Raw genomic sequence first — 20,924 nt, forward strand, 5'->3', positions numbered from 1 at the left:
GAAAAATCATGAATGCTAGATATAAAAATATAGATGATACAGGCATTGCCATCCTAAATCTTTGCATTTCTAAGGAATTAGAATGGATATGTCGTAACACCACTAATAGTGATGTAGGTATTGATGCAACAGTGGAACAAGTTATTTTCGGAAATCCAACAGCTAAATACATATCAATCCAACTTAAAACTGGCTTTGGTAATGTAAACATTAATAAGGATGGAAATTTTACATTCTATATTGACAATATTCATTACGATTACTGGTTATCGTCAAGTGTGCCTGTTATTTTAGCATTATGCGATCCTGAAAAAGAAATAATATATTGGACTTTAGTTAAGAAACATAATATTTCTAAAACTAATAAAGAACATAAGATTACTATATTTAATACTCACCAACTCAATAAAAATTCTCTAAATGAATTAAATACTATAATAGATACATATCAATCAGATTTTACATTACCTGATTCTGATGAAAATGATATCTATGATACCGAGTATTGGGAAGAACTATTTGGCAATTGTGCGGAAGCAATATCAAATAGTACATTAATATTCAATCAACTTGATAATAAATATAAAAGTCATATAGAGACTATGACTAAATTTATTGATAAAAATAAGAATGGTGTAAACGAATTGGTTGTAAACAAGCAAATATCAAAACATACAAAAGCACTAAAATTAGCTATAGATATATGCAAAACACAATTTAGAAGTCAGATTCCAATTATTGGGAAAACACATATTGAAGCTATAAGATTGGCAGAATATTCGTTCAGCAATACAATGAATATACCGAGTGATATTATTCTATATATTCAAACAGCCTTGAACGATGAACTTAAGACGATTGAAGGTTCAATAGAATTGTTTAAATCAGGTTCAGATAAGTATTCAGAAACTTCTTCTCCTTCATACGAATTAAGACAATCGGAACACTCGTTTGCATTAGTTCTTAAAGAATATACAGCCGAATTAGAAAGTATTGCATTTTGGATAAAGAAGTTAAATGATTCTCTTGAAAAATAATACAGATGTTATGACAAAGGATGAAATATATAAGTTGCTGCATAGCACAGAAACCTCAAGAATAGAGCGTACAGTGAGCACCGGTGATATGGATAAGTTCCAAGAAGCCATCTGTGCTTTCAGCAACGATATGTCTAACTCTCGACAGAATGGGTATCTGATTATCGGAGCAAAAGATAACGGAGAATTGTCAGGACTAAAAGTTGACGACAATCTATTCAAGAAAATCTCCGGCATTCGTAGTGATGGCAACATTTTGCCAATCCCTATGATGACTTGCGAACGATACGAATTGGATGGTGGTGATCTACTTATAGTAGAAGTACAGCCATCATTTTCTACCCCTGTGCGCTATAGAGGAAGAACATTCATTCGCATAGGTCCACGTAGAGATATTGCAACCATAGATGAAGAACGTATTCTATCGGAAAAACGTATGAGCAATATGGCTACTTTTGATGCTTCGCCTTGTTATAATGCTAAAATTGATGATATTTATATTGACATTATAAAGAATGAATATATTCCTAAAGCTGTAGATGCAGAAGAACTGGAAAAAGATACGAGAAATATAGAGCAGCAAATGGCTTCTTTAGGCTTATATGATATAGAACATAATTGTCCGACTAATGCTTGTATTGTATTATTTGGAAAGAATCCAAAACAGTTCTTGTATGGAGCATATCTACAATATGTACGCTTTATTGGGCTGGATAAGGGTGCGGAAATTGATGATGACAAGCCATTTTATGAGTGTCTTGCCAAAATGATGCCTAAGTTGGAGGCTTTTATCGACTATGGTGTAGTAAAAACAAGCCCGGTGGCTATTAGCACACTTAGAGAGAAGAACCAATCGAATTATCCAAAGGATGCACTGAGAGAATTGGTTCTGAATGCTTGTATGCACCGCGACTATCAGGCAAATATGCCTACACGCTTCTATCAGTTTACTGACCGCATAGAAATAATGAATCCCGGTGGGCTGTATGGCAAGGCTCGTCCTGAGAATTTTCCTAATGTGAATGACTATCGTAATCCTATTATCGCTCAAGCTTTAAAAGTAATGGGATATGTGAATATGTTCAATCGTGGTGTAAGCCGTGTAAAGAATATGATGATTGATAATGGAAATAAAGAACCGGTATTTAATGTTGATAAGATAACTGCATTTGAAGTGATAAGCTATTCAGCTATTAAATATACTGATTTGCAAGATAATAGCGAAGATTTTCCTAAGTCATTTCCTAAGTCATTTCCTAAGTCATTTCCTAAGTCATTTCCTAAGTCATTTCCTAAGTCATTTGCCAAGTTAATACCAAGTTATTTCCAAGAGAGCGATATCAACTCTATAGAAACAATTCTGAAGAGTTTGGGAGAAGCAAAATCGGCGAAAGAACTTTCATCAACAATGTCTTGCTCTACTCGTACTTTGAAAGATAAATATTTAAATAAGATGATGCAAGCAGGTGTCATTGAGATGACAATTCCAGATAAACCCAATAGTAACAAACAAAAGTACAAATTGGTAACAGACCATCAATAATAAAAAAGACAAAGCTTCATGAAAATTTGGATAACGATAAAACAACAGATCAATAAATATAGATCAATAATTAGGGAATGGTTTTCTGATAATCAAAATAAGGTTACCAAATTACCTTATAAACCATTATCTCCAACAGATAATGCAGAAGATTGTGAAGTATACTTTAATGCTCTTTCATGGGCTTTGTCTAATAAAAAACAAATTAAAAATATTGCTATATCTGGTCCTTATGGATCAGGCAAAAGTAGTATCCTACAAACATTCATAAAAAGAGAAGAACAACGGTCTCTTAAAAGCAAAAAATGGTTTTCAAAAAAGGATCATTTCCTTAATATTTCTTTAGCAACATTTGAAGTACCTAAGAAGGCGAAAACTGTTGCCAGAGATGAAGAAAATGAGCATTCTACCAATAGTGATACTCAACGATTAATTGAATTAAGTTTATTACAGCAGCTCTTCTATCGTGAAACTAATTCAAAAACTCCAGACTCAAGATTAAAAAGGATTCATAGACAGAAATCATGGAATCTATTAATTCAAACAATAGCTACTATGATTTTTGCTATATCAATCATAATACTATTTCAACCCAAAAGACTTGACTTATTTTTTAATTTTGAAAGTGAAATATTTTCAAGTGATATTGCCAAATACATTGCAGTAATTGCTTTTATTGTAGAAATATTCTTGATTATTTATAAATCATCTCGCTCAATAATTGGTCTTTCTATTAAAAAATTGAACTTACAAGGAGCAGAAATTGAGATTGATAAAAGTATAAGTAAATCTATTCTTAATAATCATATTGATGAAATTATTTATTTCTTTGAAGCGACGAACTACAATGTTGTTATAATCGAAGATTTAGACAGATTTGGAGATTCTGAAGTATTCACAAAACTTCGTGAAATAAATCTTCTTATAAACAATTCAAAGAAGATTGATCGAGATGTCGTTTTTATATATGCTATAAAGGACGATATGTTTCAAGATAAGGACAGAGCAAAATTCTTTGATTTTATGCTTCCTGTTATTCCTATTGTAAACTTCTCAAACTCCGGAGATAGATTAAAAAAGATGCTGAAAGAATCATCTACAAAAATAGACAATGAACTAATAGATGATTTATCCTTATTTATTGATGATATGCGCTTGCTATATAATATCATGAATGAATTTCATGTATATGCCACGAAGGATAGCAATCAGCTTGACATGAATAAATTATTAGCTATTATCGTATATAAGAATCTGTTTCCTAAAGACTTTACTGATTTGAGTGAAAACAAAGGAGAACTATTTAATACTATTAATAGTAAGAATAGATATATTCAAGAAGCGGTTTCAAAAATTGAAAAAGAAATTAAATCAATAAAAGAACGGCTGCGAGAATCCGACGCATATTTTACCTCAAATATAAAAGAATTACGCACTCTTTATGTGAGCAAAGTATGTGATAGTATAATGAAAAATGATTTTATGGGATTACGAGATGACGATAAATTTGTAAATATTGCTTATTTTACTAACGACGATACATTTTCAAAAATAAAGAACGGGACAATTGAATTCTATTCTTTAAATACATATTATGGACGAAAAACAGCTAATAGTCAATCTCTTAATTTTAAAGAAATAGAAAAACAAGTTAATCCAAATTTTACATACGATCAACGAGAAAAGATTATCTTAGATAAGCAATCTAAAAACAACAATGATCTTAAAAAAGAAATAATTGAGCTACAAGCTGAACAAAATTCCATCAAAAAAAGTAGCTTGAAACAAATACTGTCTGAAGGAAAAATAAAAGTAAACTGTGATGACATAAAAAAAGGAGAGTTAATAGACATTCTATTAAGAAATGGTTATATAAATGAGAATTATTTAGACTACATTTCAATTTTCCATGAAGGTGCGTTATCAAAATCAGATTATCAATTTTTGATAAATGTCAAACGAGAATTGGCACCTCAGTTTGATTATGTTCTGCATAAGAAAGAGGAACTACTCAAACGTATCAATATTTTTACTTTTGAAAAGGAATGTATCCTTAATTTTGATATTGTAGATACTTTACTCGAATGCAACTATACAAATGAATTAACTGTCTTATTTAATCAGCTTTTAAATGAGCAGGAAATTACTATCAGATTTATAGACGAATACATTGATAGAGCCAAATTTCAAGATTTATTTGTAATTAAATTGTGTTCATACTGGCATAATATATGGAGGTATATACTTTCAGAATCCAGCTATATTGATGAAAGAAAGGAACAATATTTTCTATTAATAATGAAGTATGCAAAGATTGAAGATCTTAAAGAAATATTTAATGAAAATGACTCTTATATAGCAAACTACAGCGATTTCTTTATTATAGATATGGATAATAAAGTAAGGCGAGGATTGGTGGAATCTTTAGGAATTGTTTTCAATACAATTAATTCAGAATCGCCAAAAGAAGATTTGATGTTTCTCATGAATAATTGCTATTATGAGATTAATATAGAAATGCTGAAAGCGATAATTCCTGAAGATAAATTTGACTTAGAAAAATTCAAAACAAATAACTATTCTTATTTAAGAGAGTCAGACTTAAATTCAATCGTGACATACATAGAAGAAAATACAAATACTTATGTTGAGAAAATATTGATTGGAATAGCAGATAATACGAAGGAAAATATTGACTCATATACCCTACTTTTGAATAATTCAGACTTGAAATTAGAACTAAAAGAGAAACTGATTCAAAAAATAGATACGGTTATTAATGATATAACTACTATTACAGGCATCAAGGAAGCCCATTCATTATTCCATTATTCAAAAGTAAAACCAACATGGGATAATATTCAAGCAATGTTCGCAAATGATAGCGATTTATTATCAACGTCCGTTATTACTTTCTTAAATCAAGATAATAATGCAATTGCATTATCCAAAAGCAGAATGACAACTGCAATTAATGAAGACGGAGTTGAAGTATATAGCAAATTATGTAAGGCATTAATTCACGAAAAAAGTATTAATGATGTATCATATAAATTACTTCTGCAATCCATTCCATGGTGTTACAATAACTTTGACCCAAGTTTAATAACTACTGAGAGGATGAAAGTTTTAATTGAAAGTAATAAAGTTCAAAAAGTTGTTGCTGGTTATGATTTCTTACGTCTAAATTACAAAGATCTGAATGTTCAGCTAATTGAAAATGCCCCTGATAAATTCATCGAACAAGTAGATCAAATAGTTTTTGATACATCTGATATGGAGCTTCTTCTTAGCTCATCAAAAATTTGCAAAGAAATGAAGTTTAGGTTCATTAATTCAGTTAATGAAAGTATCATTGTAAACAGCATTGATAATGCAAAATTTGTTTTGGATAATGTATTATTGGATTCTAATCAATATTCTGTAAGCGATTCTTTGAAGGTGCAGCTGATAAAAAAGAAAGAACTATCAAAAATTGACAGAATAAAACTGTTTCTACGGATTCATGATTACTTAGATAATGACGAAATAATATTGTTCTTAGTGTCCTTAGGTTCTCCTTATGATGAAATTGCTAATTCCAGAAAATCGCCAAAGATACAAAGAAACAAGTTGAATGAGGATTTTATGAAAATTCTAATTCAGAAAGAAATTATTATTTCATATTCTAACAAAAATGACCAAATATACCATTCAACGAAAAAATAAGAATAATTGAATATGAACGATTCAACAAAAGATAAAATACAGGGTGTTCTCAGCGAACTGATTGACCGCAAGAGATTCATATTCTGGTATGACGAAGGTGGGCAGATGAATGATTTTGTTTCAAGCCTTGAAATACCAGGGGTTGAAATTCTTACTCTTAATCGGAATGCCTTCACACTGAAACACAGAATACTCGCCGGTGAACAACCAGAGAGAGGATTTATCATATATAGTCAAGAAGCCAGACCTGATGATGAAGATAACTGGTTACTTGATTTGGAAGTACAATCAATACCTTTCTCGGCAGATATGGGTTCAATCTATGCCGCTGAGTGTGGCATTCCTATGGAGCTGAAAGCAAAAGTTGTGGATGCTCACGCTGACTTCTTTAAAACAGCAGGGAATAGGCAAAAAATTACTACACGCCTTACTACACAAATGAACGTGAAGGCTATTGAGAAACAAATGCTTTCTGTGGTATGTAAAACAGAACCTACATATGATGCTCTTACATACGCCTTGGCTAAAGAGACATTGGAAGGCAAAAATGACATGCAGAACCGTTTGGAAAAATATAACCTGAGCAATGTTTATTGGGAGGATGTAGAAACATATTTTGGATATGACAAAAGCAGAAACATAAAGGATCTGATTATCGTCCTATTCCGAAATGATTTGCTTCGTCATCAAGGATCTAATACACTGACCAACGAAGCATATATCTTCATGCGAGATTGGCGTGACAGCCGACAGTTTGGTGACATGTATAAGGAATGGTCTTCACTTCTTGAACAAGAATTGAATATAAAAGAATCATTGCAAGACTATACATTGGAACAACTTTTACCTATTGAAACATTCCCTTGTGTAGATAAACTGATTGCTCAACATCTGCAAGTAGAAGTTGCAAATAGCACGATGACTGTGGAACAAATAGAGAGCATCGTTGATGAGAGAGAGCACAAAGTCTTTTTCTCTGTTGCAGCCCATACTATAAAAGCTTTGTTGGAGGCAAGGCGTATGTTGGAAGATATAGACCAGATGATGTCCGGACTAATCATTAATTCTGTGGAAGAGGGATTTCAATTATATTGCAATGACCTGTATTCAATAGATTTGCATTACCGTCATTATTTCCGTGAAGCAAAGGAAGCAGAAAGCTATGGTTTGTTAGCAAACATTACAGAAATAGTCCAGCGAACTTATACCAATGGGTTCTTGATGCAACTTGCAAACAAATGGCAACCATTAGTTGATGATATGGATAAATGGAGAATTAATCATGTTATTGACCAACGCCGTTTCTATGATTATCATGTTTCTCCTTTTGTGGTTAAAAATAATAAGCTTTTCGTTATTATCAGTGATGCGCTACGCTATGAGACTATGGTAGAGATGGAACAGCGCATTGCCCAAGTTAACCGTATGGTGACTACCATGAAGCCAGCTATGGTTTCAACACTTCCATCATACACCCAGCTTGGCATGGCTGCACTATTGCCAAACAGAGAATTATCGTATGAAAAGCCTGCTGATGAAGTTTTCGCCGACGGTTCAAGTACCAAAGGCACTGAAAACAGAAATAAAGTCTTGAATAAGAAGGTTTTGAAAAGTCTTGCAATAAGAGCAGAAGATTTTTTGGAAATATCGACGCCTAAGACTTATTTCAGGGATTTTGACTTAATCTACATATACAGTAATGTCATCGACAAAACAGGCGACAACAAAGATACAGAAGGAAATGTTTTTAAGGCAACAGAAGATGAATTTGAGCATATACTTAAAATTATTGATAAGATTCGCAATGGTAATGGCTCAAACATACTTGTCACATCCGACCATGGATATTTGTTCCAAAATGAGCAATTGGATGAAAGTGACTTCACTGACTTCAAAGTTCACGGAGACATCATCACCGACACAAGAAGATTTGTGATTGGTGAGAATCTGCAAACAGGAGCAGCTGTCAAGACTTGGGATAGTGAAGATGTAGGATTAAAGACCGGCAAACAAGTACAGATAGCCAAAGCAATGAACCGAATACGTAAACAAGGCTCAGGAAGCCGTTTCGTTCATGGAGGTTCAATGCTGCAAGAGATTGTTGTACCTGTGCTACATGTTAACATACAAAAGAAACAGGATGTTAGTCAGGTTGATGTCGATATTCTAAATCAGCGATCAAGACTTACTACAAACAATCAAACGATAAGTTTCTATCAGTCGGAAGTTGTATCAGAGAAGGTCAAAGGTTTGACTTTGAAGATGGGTTTCTATGATCCAAATGGTAATTTGATTTCAGACTCTGTTATTATGGTTTTTGATAGCCAAAGTAATGATTCTACACAAAGAGAGCAAAAGCATATCTTTATGTTCAAGAATGAACTGTCTAAGCTAAACGGACAGGAAGTTGTGTTGAGAATGGAAAAGAAGTTGCCAGACTCAGAGCAGTTCGCACTATATAAGGAGGCTGCTTACAAAGTAAGTGTAATGTTTCAAGCAGAATTCTAAAGGAGGAGATTAGCAATGGACGAAATAGATAAAAAATTAAACGACTATTATGCAGGTAAGGTTGTTCGCAAAGACCTTACAAAGAGCATAAAGGAAGGTGCGAACGTACCAAGCTACGTTTTAGAGTATCTTCTAGGCATGTACTGTGCCACTGATAACGAGGAAGATATTGAGAACGGTACCAACATGGTAAAACATGTACTAGCCGAAAACTTTGTAAGACCAGATGAAGCGGAAAAGATTAAATCAAAAATTCGTGAGCGAGGTCATTATAAGATTATTGATAAGGTCTCAGCAAAACTAAATGAGCACAACAACTGTTATGAGGGACAGATATTTAATATCAACCTCAATCACATAATAATAGATGACAGTTACATCAAGAATTATGAGAAGCTGTTGTGTGGCGGAATATGGTGTATCATAGATATGGAATATAACTATGATGAAAACACAAAGGAAAGTCCGTTCCGTTTGGTTTCGCTCAAACCAATACAGATGCCATCCACTGACTTGGAAGAATACATAGAATGCAGAAAGCACTTTACCCTCGATGAATGGATTGAGGTTATCTGCCGCAGTATAGGTATGGAACCGACTAATCTTGATGAAAAGACAAGATGGCATTTGGTGGCAAGAATGATTCCATTCGTTGAGAATAATTATAATATATGCGAACTTGGACCTCGTGGAACAGGTAAATCGTATGTTTATGATGAACTCTCCCCTTACTCTATACTTATTTCCGGTGGTCAGACTACAGTAGCTAATCTATTCTACAACATGGGACAGCATAAGGTCGGTCTTGTAGGAACATGGGACGTTGTCGCTTTCGACGAAGTAGCAGGTATCAACATGAAGGATAAGGATGGCATTCAGATTATGAAAGGATACATGGCGAATGGTTCATTCAGCCGTGGCAAGGAAAGCATCAATGCCTCTGCTTCAATGGTTTTTGTGGGTAATATCAATGGAAGTATTGAGAATTTGGTAAAGGTAAGTCATTTGCTTTCTCCTTTTCCTAAAGATATGATTGATACTGCATTCTTTGACCGTTTCCACCATTACCTGCCTGGTTGGGAAATTCCAAAGATGCGACCTGAGTTCTTTACTGATTCATACGGCTTTATATCTGATTATTTCTCTGAATGTTTAAGAGAAATGCGTAAGCGTAGTTCTAGTGATGCAATACAGAAATATTTCCGTCTAGGCAAGGATTTGAATCAACGTGACGTTATTGCTGTCAAGAAAACAGTGAGCGGTCTTCTTAAACTATTATTCCCTGATGAAAATTATGGTAAGGAAGATGTTCGTCTCTGCTTGGAATATGCGCTAATTGGTCGCCGCCGTATCAAGGAGCAATTAAAGAAGATTGGTGGACTAGAATTTTACGATGTACATTTCAGTTATATTGATATTGAGGATGGTGAAGAACATTATGTGAATACTCCTGAAAGCGGTGGTTCTGCTCTTATCCCTGAAGGTGAATTGCAGCCTGGTTCTCTTTATGGTATCGCACACCAGCCAGGAGAAGGAAATCTTGGCTTGGTACGATTAGATTTACAGGTAATGCCCGGAGCCGGTAAATTCACCCATACTGGATTTGGGACAGGCAGTGCTATCAGTGATGAACTTAAAGAAGCTGTAAATTATTGCCGTTCTAATCTAAGCAGAATTTCTCAGAGCGCACACTTTGCAGAAAACGAAATGCACATGAAAGCTACAGATATTAACGGAATTGGTACTCTTGAAGGATTGGAATTAGGAGTTTTTATTTCCCTTATTTCAGGTTTAACAGGAAGATGCGTTCAACCGCAGATGTGCATACTTGGCTCAATGAGTATTGGTGGAACTATTATTCCTACAAGCGATTTAGCAGGTGCTTTACAAATAGCCCAAGATGCAGGTGCTAAAAGAATTCTGATACCTGTTGCGGACATGATTAATTACTCTAAAGTTCCAGCTGACCTAATATCAAAATTCAGTTTGGAAGTATATTCGGATCCTATTGATGCAGCTTTTAAAGCATTAGGAATAAAATAGAATGTGTTATGGTGGACTTCAAAGAATTAATAAACTCTATACGTAAAGAAAATATAACGCTCTTTATCGGCTCAGGCTTTTCTCTAAAAGCTGGAGCTCCTTCAGCTTATAGTTTGGTGAATGCAATAAACAATACTTTACCAGAAGATGAAAAAATAGATGGTAATGATTTGGATAAAGTATCGGAAGAATACGAACAAATGCATAATCGTGAATCTCTAATGAAGATAATCAGAGATAAAATGTCATTTATTCCTACAGACACGTCAGATCATCAAAAATTAACTAGAATTCCACATATTCATACTATTATAACTACAAATTATGACACCTTGTTGGAAGATATATATGGTCAGGAAAAATGTTATGTTGTTCGTAATACACAAGATTTGACAAATCTGAGCAAGGATAAAGTTAATATAATTAAAATACATGGTGATTTTCAGTCAGAAGAAAGTATATTGTTGACAAAGCAAGATTACACAAACTATTTTGTCAAGACTAAAGATTCATTATTATGGAAATTTGTACAGGCTGAGATACTAACAAAAGATATCTTATTTATTGGCTATAGTCTTGAGGATTCAAACGTTTTCGAAATAATAAAACAGGTAAAAAAAGAGACAAACGGACAACCACGAAAATTCTTTTTAATCGCACCTGGACTTAAAAGTTATAAGGTAAATCGACTGGCTGAGACCAAAGTTAAATATTATGATGCAAAAGCGGAAGATTTATTTTCTCCTTTATTTGAATCACTCGATAAGCACATCAAACAGGACTATAATAAAAATAAAATTTCATTTAAGACATTATCACAATATAGCCGTCAACATAATCTCGAAGCAATAGGTGTAGAAGGAGAAAAGAAAAATTCAGTAAGTTTTAATACAATAGGTCAGGCTGAAGTTAACATCAATCTAAGAATAGAAAAAATATTAGCTCAAAAACTTATGAATAATGATCCTTCTATCTATAAAGACACATTTCATGGTTCACTTGTGCCAGGTTTAAAATTACCCACAAAATCATTGAACAATATTGAGGTGTTGATTAATGGAATGACAATTGGCACCAATGAAGATTTATCATACTTAATTATTTCTCCAACTTCCGAAACGGTAAGCTGTAGTCTAAAAATTAAAGATACAGGTTTCAATGAGAAGATTAAGTTTGTTAGATTCAATCTAGGAAATCAAATAGTATTTAAATCTAAGGTGCAACCATTTACGATACAATTTATATTTACAATTGATTATATAAACAAATCAATAAGTTGTACCTGCAATATAACTTTAAATGAAACATATCAGGATAATTCAGATGCATTGAAGTGGATTGAACTACCAATAGCTTTATGGGGGAACAAAGAACTTATAATATCATTACTTCCAACAATGCCTCTTAAATTTCCAAATAAAATACAATACGCAAATAATTTCAATCAAGTTAGACGTTACTATCAGAATATAAGGAATATAGAATTATGGTATGATATAGAATTTGATAGTTACATTAATTTTTCACCAGAACATTTTGAACTATCAGAATTACTAGTTAACGCATACAAAGAAAAATTCTTTTCTATTCCAAATGATGATGAGGAACATACCTTTGAAGTAGAAGGAGATGCGGATAAACTAAGGAGTAATATCGAATTACAAGATGAAACATGTAGCTTATCGATGTCATATATGCAAGAAGAACCGAAAGAGTTTAATGGTCATCTTTTTACGTTCAAGCCTAAGTATATTTTTGCAAGTAACTGCAAAATATTATCAGTAACCCAGCTGAGTAACAATAAAATCAAGGTTTCTGTAAAATTAAAAAAGAATTGTCTATATCAAATATATACTGATAATGGTATTAGTGACATAAGTGAAATGTGGAACGTGGCTCTACAATCTAAAACTAAAATATAATTATTATGGAATCATCAAATAAAACAATACTCGCAAAGGAATACTCATTAAAAGAAATCCTTGCAGATAAAAAGTACATCGTTGATTATTTCCAACGTGAATACACTTGGGAAAAACTTCAGATTGAGCAGTTGGTTGAAGACCTGACAAATGCTTTCTTTGATGACTATAAAGTTGGTGATACGCCAAAGAATGTTGCTAACTATAACACTTACTATATGGGGTCTATTGTGCTAAGTGATAAAAGAAACGGTATTAGCAGTATTATAGATGGTCAACAACGTATCACTTCTCTCACCCTTTTATTGATTTATCTTTTGCATAAGACAAATAATACAATGCGCTCTCAGATAGATAATCTTATTTATTCGGATAGTTATGGTGAGAAATCATTTAATATTCAAGTCCCTGAAAGAGAAATCTGCCTAAAAGCGTTATATGACTGTGGTGATTATGAACCAACTGACCTTGATGACGAAAGCACTATCAATATGGCCAATCGATATAAGGATATTGTTGAAGCATTTCCGGAAGATTCATTTGGAGAAGATGTATTGAAGTCATTTGTGTATTGGCTTCTTGAGAAAGTTATATTAGTAAAAATCACAGCAACGTCAGAGGATAATGCTTATACAATATTCGAAACAATGAACAATCGAGGAAAGAGTCTTAAACCATCTGATATGCTGAAAGGTTTCATTCTTTCTAAGTTCAATTCTGATGACCAACGAAAGGTTATGAATAATGAGTGGAAAAGTGAAATTCAGAAATTAAAAGAAATTTCTGATGATACTGACAATCAATTTTTTCAATCATGGCTTAGGTCTCAATACGCCGAAACAATTAGACAATCTAAACAAGGTTCTATAAACATGGACTTTGAGAACATTGGTACCAGGTTCCATAATTGGTTCAAAGATAACTATTCTAAGGGGTTATTAGCAAAATCAATCAATGGAGATATAGAGAAATTCATGAAAGAATCTTATCATTTCTACCTCAAGTATTTTATGCTAATCAAGTCCGCAGAACAAGTATTTGATAAAAGCTTGGAGCATGTATATTATCACCAGCATTGGGGTATCTCACCATCACTTAGTTATCCGCTCTATTTAGCTCCCCTAAACATCACTGATGATGATACAATTTGTAGAGCTAAGATAAATCTTGTAGCACATCACCTTGAAGGATTCGCTGTAAGACGTGCTATAAACTATAAGCTTTTTTCAGCGAGTTCAATAAGATATACAATGTGTTCCCTGGTCAGAACAATTCGTGGCTTAGACTTAGCAACCCTTAAAGTGGCACTCGTTGAATCAATCTCAGAGGAAGAAGCCAAATTTGACTTCACCAAAGTCTCTTCTTTTAGACTACACATGCAAAATGGACGCTTTGTTAAGTTCTATCTAAGCCGCTTAACCTCTTTCATTGAAGATAGATGTGGACAAGGAAGCAATTACGTTAGATATATGACTAATCCGGATTGTAAGCCTTACGAAATAGAACACATTTGGAGTGATCATCCAGAATGGCATACTGATGAATTTACTGATAAATCAGATTTTGCTGATGCAAGAAATACTATTGGAGATCTAGTACTACTTCCCAATGGTATTAACCAGTCTCTAAACGATATGGAATGGAAATATAAGATGCCTCATTATATTAAGGAGAATATACTAGCATCATCTTTATGCCAAGAATTATATAAGAACAATCCTTCTTTTAATTCTTTCATTAAGAAAAATTATTTGCCTTTTAAAGAATATACAAGCTGTGAATTTAAGTTTGATGCCATAAAAGAGCGTTGCATATTATATCAGAAGTTGTCTGAGCTGATGTGGAATAAAGATTTGAATTTTAAATAAATAGGTAGATTATACAGAACTAAAGACCCCTTAAAAATTTATACAAATATCTAGAAAACCACAATCTAAAGCATTTAAGATGAAGCTATACCATATCTTTAAGCAATATATTTGGCTTTTGAACACGATATATAAAGCCAAGAGAATCACACTCCGAGAAATCAATGAGAAGTGGCAAAAGACTGAAATGAGTGGAGGTATGTCAATAGCCCGAACAACATTCAATCGTCACCGTGATGATATACTGGATATCTTTGGTGTATATATTGAATGTGACCCTAAAGATGGCTTTAGATATTATATAGGCAACGCCCATGTACTTGAAGAGGACTCAATACAAAACTGGATGTTCTCTACTTTAACAGTAAATAATACAATTAGCGAATATAGAAGTCTGCATGATTGTATTGTTCTTGAATCAATACCGACTGAAGGCGAGATATTATCGGTAATTGTTGAAGCACTAAAGGAAAGTAAGGTTTTACAGATTACTTATAAAAAGTATAGTTCATCTGATGAAAAAACATATGCGGTTCACCCATATTGCGTAAAGCTGTTTCATCGTCGTTGGTATCTTCTTTGCAAAAGAATTGAAGATGGTGAGTTTAGAACCCTCTCTTTCGACCGGATGCAAGATGTTACTCCTACCAATACCCATTTTGAAAAAGATGAAGATTTCAATACTGAGCTTTATTTTAGAAATTGCTTTGGCATTGTAAACAATGATGGGACACCTACAGAGCGGATATTGGTTAGAGCTTATGAAACAGAACGACTCTCAATGAGAGACTTGCCCATACATTCCAGTCAAAAGGAAATATTCACATCCAATGAGTATTCCGACTTTGAACTGACACTAAGACCTACACTTGATTTTGCCGGTTATCTAGTATCAAGAGCGGGATTAGTTAAAGTATTAGAGCCTCAATCACTACAAGATAAAGTGCGTGAATTACATCAAAATGGACTAAATCGCTACGAATAACTACAAATATTTTGACTGTGTACCGACCTTTGGTACACATTGTATGTAACTTTGTACCCTATATTCGAATAACTATAAACATATTGAAAATATGAATGAAGAACAGACATTGCTATTAAAAGTAGGTGGAGAAGGTGGATTTGTGGAAATTCTACAGGATAGTAATGGTTCATTCATTTATCATTACGACCAATCTTCCTATAAAGATTTCTTGCCCCATGATAAAAATGAAATTGATAAAGATACTTATACATTCGATACACTTCAAGAAGCTATCGGTCAAATAAACCTTTCATTACTCGTTCATGGTGTCATTCTATATGCTGACGAAGATATGGGATTCGATATAAAATTGGCAATTCATAATAGGATTAAAAACTTATAGTTTATGGGACAGACAAAAAACTATAAATGCAAGCAATGTGGAAATGAATGGACACACTATGCTGGTGTCGGTTTCCAAAACAAGAAAATCAAAGGCAGTAAAGCAGATAATACCACCGGAGATGCTGATAAAGTTGTGAAATGTCCTAAGTGCGACAGTATAGACTTCGAGAATGTAGGCGGGATTGTGATGATGTTTGATTAGAATGTTCAACCATAAATTTAATTGATATGAAAAGATTTTTATTCGTAGCTATTGCAGTGATAGCATTGTCATCTTGTACAGAGAATACCAAATGGGAGTACAAGGTTGTTAAAGTAGCAGGTCAGAATGCTGAGAGTTTGCCTGATTATGCTCCAATGGTATTTAATGACCAAACACCGATGCTCAATAAAATGGGTGAAGATGGTTGGGAATTAGTAAATTCTTATACTGAGACGAATACTGTTCATCCCAATTTTGGAAGTTCTGAATACGTTACAGGAATAAGAGAGAATACACGAACAAGTGTATTGAACTTTGTTTTTAAGCGTCCTCAACAGAAAAAAGATAAGAAATGAGAACGTCATTGATATCCATTTTAATTATTGCAGCATCCTGTTTATCATCATGCAGTAATAACGGAGATGTCGCAAAGGAACTTGTTGAGAATTTCTTTATAGCTGCTACAGATTCAACAGCAAGTGTCAAGATTAAAGATATATACCCTCAATTTGATTCTCTTGGCATTGCTATAAAACGTGATGTCCTTGATATAAATGATGCTATTCAGAAAAAAGGTGATACTATAATTGTTTCAGGACAGAACAGTTATACTGGAGAAGATGGTATTTTCAAGCAAGATAGCGTGAAGTTCTATATACATAAAGATAAGAATGGAAAGTTTAAGATTGTCAACTCTGAAGGATTAATTGTTACGCCAACTTATTTGAAAGATTTTGCCAAACAAATAGATTTGAAAAACAATACAAAAACTGATATTGAGAAAAATAAGCTTCTTTCAGACTTGAATGGTTTCTATCGTTCAATTTACATTGACGCATACATTGAGTTACGTGCAGGAGTAAAAGTATCTTATTGGGATTGGGAAACAGATTATAGTAATGAACCTCATGGACAAGCATGGATTATCAATAACACCAATCTTACAATAAGGAATATCAAGTATAACGTAAAGTATTATGATAGGAATAAGCAATACATCAGTGATGACAACGGTAATGCGTGTTCAAAGTTATCACCAGGTGAAAAATATCGATTTACATTCTATTCTACTCATGTAAAAGGTCCTTCTTCTGCAAACTTGTCAATAGACTTTGCAGATTCTAATGTTGATAACATTATTGCTTCGAAGCAATATACTGTCGCTGATTTTAATAAATATTGTAAGGATAATAAATAAGAAGATTGACGTGAAATCGAAAATCATTTAATGAAAAAGAGGAAGCGTGGGCACTTCAAACTTAACTATCGCTTTGGTATGTTTGAATGAAGCAGTGTAGTTTCCATAATAAAATCAAGCATAATGGTCGGGTTAAATACTCGGCCATTTTGTTTTGTCACCAAATGCAAATGCTCTCCAGAACTACGCCCTGTTGTTCCAGTAATACCTATCACATCACCAGCTGATACATTTCTTCCTTGAACTACCAAGATTTTTGAAAGATGGCAATAGCTCACCAAAATATTACCATGACGAAGCACGACATATTTACCAGCACGACTGTCACTGCCTGTTTTCTCTACTACCCCAGGCAACATCGCCATCACATTATCATTCCTAGCATATAGATCCAATCCATTGTGAAGTGTGTGGCCTTTACCGGAAATAGGATCCTTTCTCCAACCAAAAGGAGAATTTACTTTTATCCGAAGTAATGGAAGCGAAACACATGATAGAGACAAACAAGTAAGTGAAGTATCAGATACAGCATCTTTATCGTCTATCACATCACCATCATCAGAATCAATCTCTGAGTGTATCGGTGAATTATCACTTTCTGCGACCTGCTCTATTTTCTGACGGGGAGAAACTAAACCTATCGTGTTGAACTGTGCAAATGACGGCTCGACATTCATCACCATTATTCCCAATATTATAATCGAAATATTCTTCATAGCTGCAAAAGTAAACAAAGCTTTTGAGCACAAATAATTATTGATAGCTGTATGGTCTAACTATAACAAAGAATAAACTGAAAGTATTATTATATCGAAGTAATCATACTATAAGCATAATACTATTTAAAACGATTCTCAAAGCTGTAAGCATATTCTTTTATCTCAGTAAACCTGCATAACTTTGAATTTGAGAATATCAAATTTATCAAATAACAAAGTATGAAAAGTAGTACATTTTACGAGAACGAAGTACCTTATGGAATCCTCGAAAAGTTCGGTCTGACGCATGAGATGATAGAAGACTTGCCCATGTTCGCATTGGAGGATATAGCTCAAGGACGACCATCTCCATTACTTCCTTTGCGAGTAAGGGATGAACAAGGACATATCCAACAGAACTATTCTCGCTTTGCTCTCGTTCGATTGGATGATAACAAAGTGGATGTGATGTTTTATCCAGCCCTAGAGTATGCCCCTCTTGACCATTTCACAAAAGAGCAACAGAATCTGCTCAGAAATGGAAAAGCAATCATGGCAGATATTACTATGCCCGATGGTAAAGTACTAAAGTCTTTTGTCCAGATTGATTCAGAAACAAATCAAGTCATGGCCGTGCCGTCTCCTGTTATTGGGAAAAACATTCAGGTAGTATCAGATGAACTAAGTCTTGGAAGCAGTGAAATTCAAACTATTCAAAAAGGAGACCCACTTACTTTTATATCCGATGACCAGATGGTAACAGTTGGCATTGACCTTCATTCACAGGTAGGACTTCGTTTTGCCGGCGGTGACGGACAGAAATGGAAGGAAGAAGGTAAAAGAGAATGGGATAAATACACCTTCGGTTGTTATGGCTGTTGGATAATGGACGATAACGGTTGCCTAAGCTATGTTCCGGAAGAAGAATATACTGATGAGCTATGGAATGAGCAGAAGAAGATGGGTGAACGTAATATCGTCAACCAAAGAAAATAATCAACCTTACAAAATACAAATAATGGCTAAACAAAAATATTACCCAGAGGAAGTGCTCATCGAGATGATGCAACAAGGAGAAATCGGTTGGCTGGAATATGTCAACCGATTCAGTGAAGAATGGCAGAATGAGTTTGAAGACTATTGCCGAGAAAATGGTTTTGCCATCAATAACGAAAGTGCCGAACAGTTCGTGCATTCAAAATCAGAAGAGCTAGAAGATGCTCTCAGCAATGGCGATGCATAAGTATTAACACCCTAAAATCCTATTATGGCGATTAGAAAAAATACCAATCCACGAGAAATGGACTTACAACCTGAAATGCGTGATATCCTCATGCGTAATGGGATGCAAGCACATATTATACCAGTTGGCGACGGTTATCAGTTAGCCGTTCAGGGTCATGATTCGCCGCTTATCACATACCCCATCTCTCAGAAACAGATGCTTACGCTCACTGATTGGGGAACAGGCTTCGCCAACAAGAAAGCCTATAACGCCTTTGCCGGCATTGTAGAAAATGACTTCTATATGCCTAGAAACTTTGTGTCGGCACGCAATGCCAATGGACGTGTGGCCATGGGATTACATGGTTACAGAATTGGAGCCGGTGAATATGGACGTATGGGATATCATCATAATTTTTTAGGTTGGACTCCACGTCAGCAGGAAGGATTCCATCTTCGTCGTGTAGGTGGACAGATGTTCTATGCCGGTGCTCCAATGGTAGTAGAACGTCCCGATGGAAGGCTCAAACCGGGCGAACTACGCTCTGGAGATTATGGTTTTTATTGGAAAGGTCAACAGGCAGTACAACCACAAGCTGATGTACTTCAAAGTTTGCAAGCCGTCGTTATTCCGCAAGAGAACCGACCAAGAAATATGGAATCCGCCAAGCCCTATAAGGAACTTGTAACATCACCTGTATATTTCTCCAATGAGAAATGGCAGGAATGTCTTACATCTCATGGCATCATCTTGGATGAAAAGAACAAGACGCTCACCATACAGTCAATAGCATCAAATAGTGATATGATATATGATGTCACCGATGAAGAGTTGAAAGTCCTTACAAGCAATGATGTGAAAACGGCTCCTGTAGACAAACGGCTTGAAACACTGAACAACATTATCAAAGGTGATTTTTCTGAAAAGATCACGATGGATACACTGAATTGCAAAGAACAGCTATCCATCCAACTTCGTCCCGAAGTTCAGCAAGAATTGGATGCCAGACTGCAACCTGTATTAGAGAGTAATCACGTTGAAGAATCATCCTTGAACCAAGCTCCTATCGATCGTAATATCGGGGTGGTTGATGGCAGAGACCTGCAAGAGAATAAAGGATGGTTCCGTGAGGGAGCACATGGCCGTGAAGTGGAGGTTGGTGAAATCAGTGTACAACCATCAGAAGAACAAGGAAAGTTCAAGATGACAGCCGTCATCAATGGCGAACATATCACCCATGAGATTACACAGAAGCAGTATGATAAGTTCATGGCTGTGGATGACTATCACCGTATGAAACTCTTTTCAAAAGTATTCTCGGAAGTCGATATGAAAGGACGTGGCGACGGTGTAGGTCTCGGAGTAAAAATAAGTGCAGCCCTTCTTGCCGGTGTTGCCATCGTTGGCGAACTGGGAAGAGGAATAAGTGGACCACCAGAGTTCTATGAAGAGCATCACCACCATCGAGGATCTGACGTACATCCATATTTTAAGCCAGGAGTTGATACGCCAATGGACGTGGCCGCAAGAAATTATGAAGCTGCCGCCAATGCAGATGCCATGCAGCATGAGCTTCATCATGGTATGTAACAATAAACAA

The 20,924-nt window shown here is 34.6% G+C and carries 16 protein-coding genes; 15 read left to right on the top strand and 1 reads right to left on the bottom strand.

All coding sequences use genetic code 11. The annotated features are described in order from the left end of the window. The first annotated feature begins 8 nt into the window (after positions 1-8). The 12 genes from HMPREF1212_RS26475 to HMPREF1212_RS25100 all read left to right on the top strand — a co-directional run bounded on the left by HMPREF1212_RS26475 (position 9) and on the right by HMPREF1212_RS25100 (position 17,401). Positions 9-1,037, top strand: a complete 1,029-nt coding sequence (locus tag HMPREF1212_RS26475) for a DUF4365 domain-containing protein (RefSeq protein WP_052725118.1) — start codon at positions 9-11, stop codon at positions 1,035-1,037. A 10-nt stretch (positions 1,038-1,047) separates the two neighbouring features. Beyond that, positions 1,048-2,580, top strand: coding sequence for an RNA-binding domain-containing protein (locus HMPREF1212_RS25050; RefSeq protein ID WP_232430224.1), 1,533 nt, complete (start codon positions 1,048-1,050; stop codon positions 2,578-2,580). An 18-nt stretch (positions 2,581-2,598) separates the two neighbouring features. Further along, positions 2,599-6,288, top strand: coding sequence for a YobI family P-loop NTPase (locus HMPREF1212_RS25055; RefSeq protein ID WP_046151579.1), 3,690 nt, complete (start codon positions 2,599-2,601; stop codon positions 6,286-6,288). 12 nt (positions 6,289-6,300) lie between these two features. Further along, positions 6,301-8,796, top strand: a complete 2,496-nt coding sequence (gene pglZ / locus HMPREF1212_RS25060) for a BREX-1 system phosphatase PglZ type A (protein ID WP_046151580.1) — start codon at positions 6,301-6,303, stop codon at positions 8,794-8,796. A 15-nt stretch (positions 8,797-8,811) separates the two neighbouring features. Then, positions 8,812-10,839, top strand: a complete 2,028-nt coding sequence (gene brxL / locus HMPREF1212_RS25065; RefSeq protein ID WP_046151581.1) for a protease Lon-related BREX system protein BrxL — start codon at positions 8,812-8,814, stop codon at positions 10,837-10,839. 8 nt (positions 10,840-10,847) lie between these two features. Next, the gene (locus HMPREF1212_RS25070; RefSeq protein WP_046151582.1) at positions 10,848-12,761 is read left to right on the top strand and encodes an SIR2 family NAD-dependent protein deacylase; all 1,914 of its coding nucleotides are present in this window, start codon (positions 10,848-10,850) and stop codon (positions 12,759-12,761) included. A 5-nt stretch (positions 12,762-12,766) separates the two neighbouring features. Continuing rightward, the gene (locus HMPREF1212_RS25075; protein WP_046151583.1) at positions 12,767-14,629 is read left to right on the top strand and encodes a DUF262 domain-containing protein; all 1,863 of its coding nucleotides are present in this window, start codon (positions 12,767-12,769) and stop codon (positions 14,627-14,629) included. A 79-nt stretch (positions 14,630-14,708) separates the two neighbouring features. Next, positions 14,709-15,614, top strand: a complete 906-nt coding sequence (locus tag HMPREF1212_RS25080) for a helix-turn-helix transcriptional regulator (protein WP_046151584.1) — start codon at positions 14,709-14,711, stop codon at positions 15,612-15,614. 91 nt (positions 15,615-15,705) lie between these two features. Then, positions 15,706-15,999 (top strand): hypothetical protein, encoded by a 294-nt coding sequence (locus HMPREF1212_RS25085; RefSeq protein ID WP_046151585.1) that lies wholly within the window; start codon positions 15,706-15,708, stop codon positions 15,997-15,999. Positions 16,000-16,002: 3 nt separating this feature from the next. Continuing rightward, positions 16,003-16,203 carry a hypothetical protein gene (locus HMPREF1212_RS25090; protein ID WP_046151586.1) on the top strand — a complete coding sequence of 67 codons (201 nt, stop codon included), beginning with the start codon at positions 16,003-16,005 and terminating at the stop codon, positions 16,201-16,203. Between the two features lie 26 nt (positions 16,204-16,229). Further along, entirely contained in the window at positions 16,230-16,559 is a 330-nt protein-coding gene (locus HMPREF1212_RS25095) for a DUF4177 domain-containing protein (RefSeq protein WP_046151587.1), read from the top strand. Beyond that, positions 16,556-17,401: a hypothetical protein gene (locus tag HMPREF1212_RS25100; RefSeq protein ID WP_046151588.1), complete on the top strand. Its 846-nt coding sequence runs from the start codon at positions 16,556-16,558 to the stop codon at positions 17,399-17,401. Before HMPREF1212_RS25095 ends, HMPREF1212_RS25100 begins: the two co-directional genes overlap by 4 nt. 65 nt (positions 17,402-17,466) lie before the next feature. On the opposite strand, the gene HMPREF1212_RS25105 is transcribed toward HMPREF1212_RS25100, so the two are convergent. Then, the gene (locus HMPREF1212_RS25105) at positions 17,467-18,117 is read right to left on the bottom strand and encodes a M23 family metallopeptidase (RefSeq protein WP_046151589.1); all 651 of its coding nucleotides are present in this window, start codon (positions 18,115-18,117) and stop codon (positions 17,467-17,469) included. 222 nt (positions 18,118-18,339) lie between these two features. Between HMPREF1212_RS25105 and HMPREF1212_RS25110 the strand changes: the two genes are divergently transcribed. From HMPREF1212_RS25110 to HMPREF1212_RS25120, 3 genes are read left to right on the top strand one after another with little or no spacing between them, the layout of a single operon-like run. Continuing rightward, positions 18,340-19,095 carry a DUF4099 domain-containing protein gene (locus tag HMPREF1212_RS25110; protein WP_046151590.1) on the top strand — a complete coding sequence of 252 codons (756 nt, stop codon included), beginning with the start codon at positions 18,340-18,342 and terminating at the stop codon, positions 19,093-19,095. Positions 19,096-19,117: 22 nt separating this feature from the next. Beyond that, positions 19,118-19,342, top strand: coding sequence for a hypothetical protein (locus tag HMPREF1212_RS25115; protein ID WP_046151591.1), 225 nt, complete (start codon positions 19,118-19,120; stop codon positions 19,340-19,342). A gap of 24 nt (positions 19,343-19,366) precedes the next feature. Then, the gene (locus HMPREF1212_RS25120; RefSeq protein WP_046151592.1) at positions 19,367-20,914 is read left to right on the top strand and encodes a hypothetical protein; all 1,548 of its coding nucleotides are present in this window, start codon (positions 19,367-19,369) and stop codon (positions 20,912-20,914) included. The last annotated feature ends 10 nt before the right edge of the window (positions 20,915-20,924 follow it).

This window comes from Parabacteroides sp. HGS0025 (assembly GCF_000969845.1).
Classification (GTDB): domain Bacteria; phylum Bacteroidota; class Bacteroidia; order Bacteroidales; family Tannerellaceae; genus Parabacteroides; species Parabacteroides gordonii.

Coding starts and splice junctions, on each gene's coding strand:
- HMPREF1212_RS26475 (WP_052725118.1), top strand. CDS start 9: ATGAATGCTAGATATAAAAATATAGATGATACAGGCATTGCCATCCTA.
- HMPREF1212_RS25050 (WP_232430224.1), top strand. CDS start 1,048: ATGACAAAGGATGAAATATATAAGTTGCTGCATAGCACAGAAACCTCA.
- HMPREF1212_RS25055 (WP_046151579.1), top strand. CDS start 2,599: ATGAAAATTTGGATAACGATAAAACAACAGATCAATAAATATAGATCA.
- pglZ (WP_046151580.1), top strand. CDS start 6,301: ATGAACGATTCAACAAAAGATAAAATACAGGGTGTTCTCAGCGAACTG.
- brxL (WP_046151581.1), top strand. CDS start 8,812: ATGGACGAAATAGATAAAAAATTAAACGACTATTATGCAGGTAAGGTT.
- HMPREF1212_RS25070 (WP_046151582.1), top strand. CDS start 10,848: ATGGTGGACTTCAAAGAATTAATAAACTCTATACGTAAAGAAAATATA.
- HMPREF1212_RS25075 (WP_046151583.1), top strand. CDS start 12,767: ATGGAATCATCAAATAAAACAATACTCGCAAAGGAATACTCATTAAAA.
- HMPREF1212_RS25080 (WP_046151584.1), top strand. CDS start 14,709: ATGAAGCTATACCATATCTTTAAGCAATATATTTGGCTTTTGAACACG.
- HMPREF1212_RS25085 (WP_046151585.1), top strand. CDS start 15,706: ATGAATGAAGAACAGACATTGCTATTAAAAGTAGGTGGAGAAGGTGGA.
- HMPREF1212_RS25090 (WP_046151586.1), top strand. CDS start 16,003: ATGGGACAGACAAAAAACTATAAATGCAAGCAATGTGGAAATGAATGG.
- HMPREF1212_RS25095 (WP_046151587.1), top strand. CDS start 16,230: ATGAAAAGATTTTTATTCGTAGCTATTGCAGTGATAGCATTGTCATCT.
- HMPREF1212_RS25100 (WP_046151588.1), top strand. CDS start 16,556: ATGAGAACGTCATTGATATCCATTTTAATTATTGCAGCATCCTGTTTA.
- HMPREF1212_RS25105 (WP_046151589.1), bottom strand. CDS start 18,117: ATGAAGAATATTTCGATTATAATATTGGGAATAATGGTGATGAATGTC.
- HMPREF1212_RS25110 (WP_046151590.1), top strand. CDS start 18,340: ATGAAAAGTAGTACATTTTACGAGAACGAAGTACCTTATGGAATCCTC.
- HMPREF1212_RS25115 (WP_046151591.1), top strand. CDS start 19,118: ATGGCTAAACAAAAATATTACCCAGAGGAAGTGCTCATCGAGATGATG.
- HMPREF1212_RS25120 (WP_046151592.1), top strand. CDS start 19,367: ATGGCGATTAGAAAAAATACCAATCCACGAGAAATGGACTTACAACCT.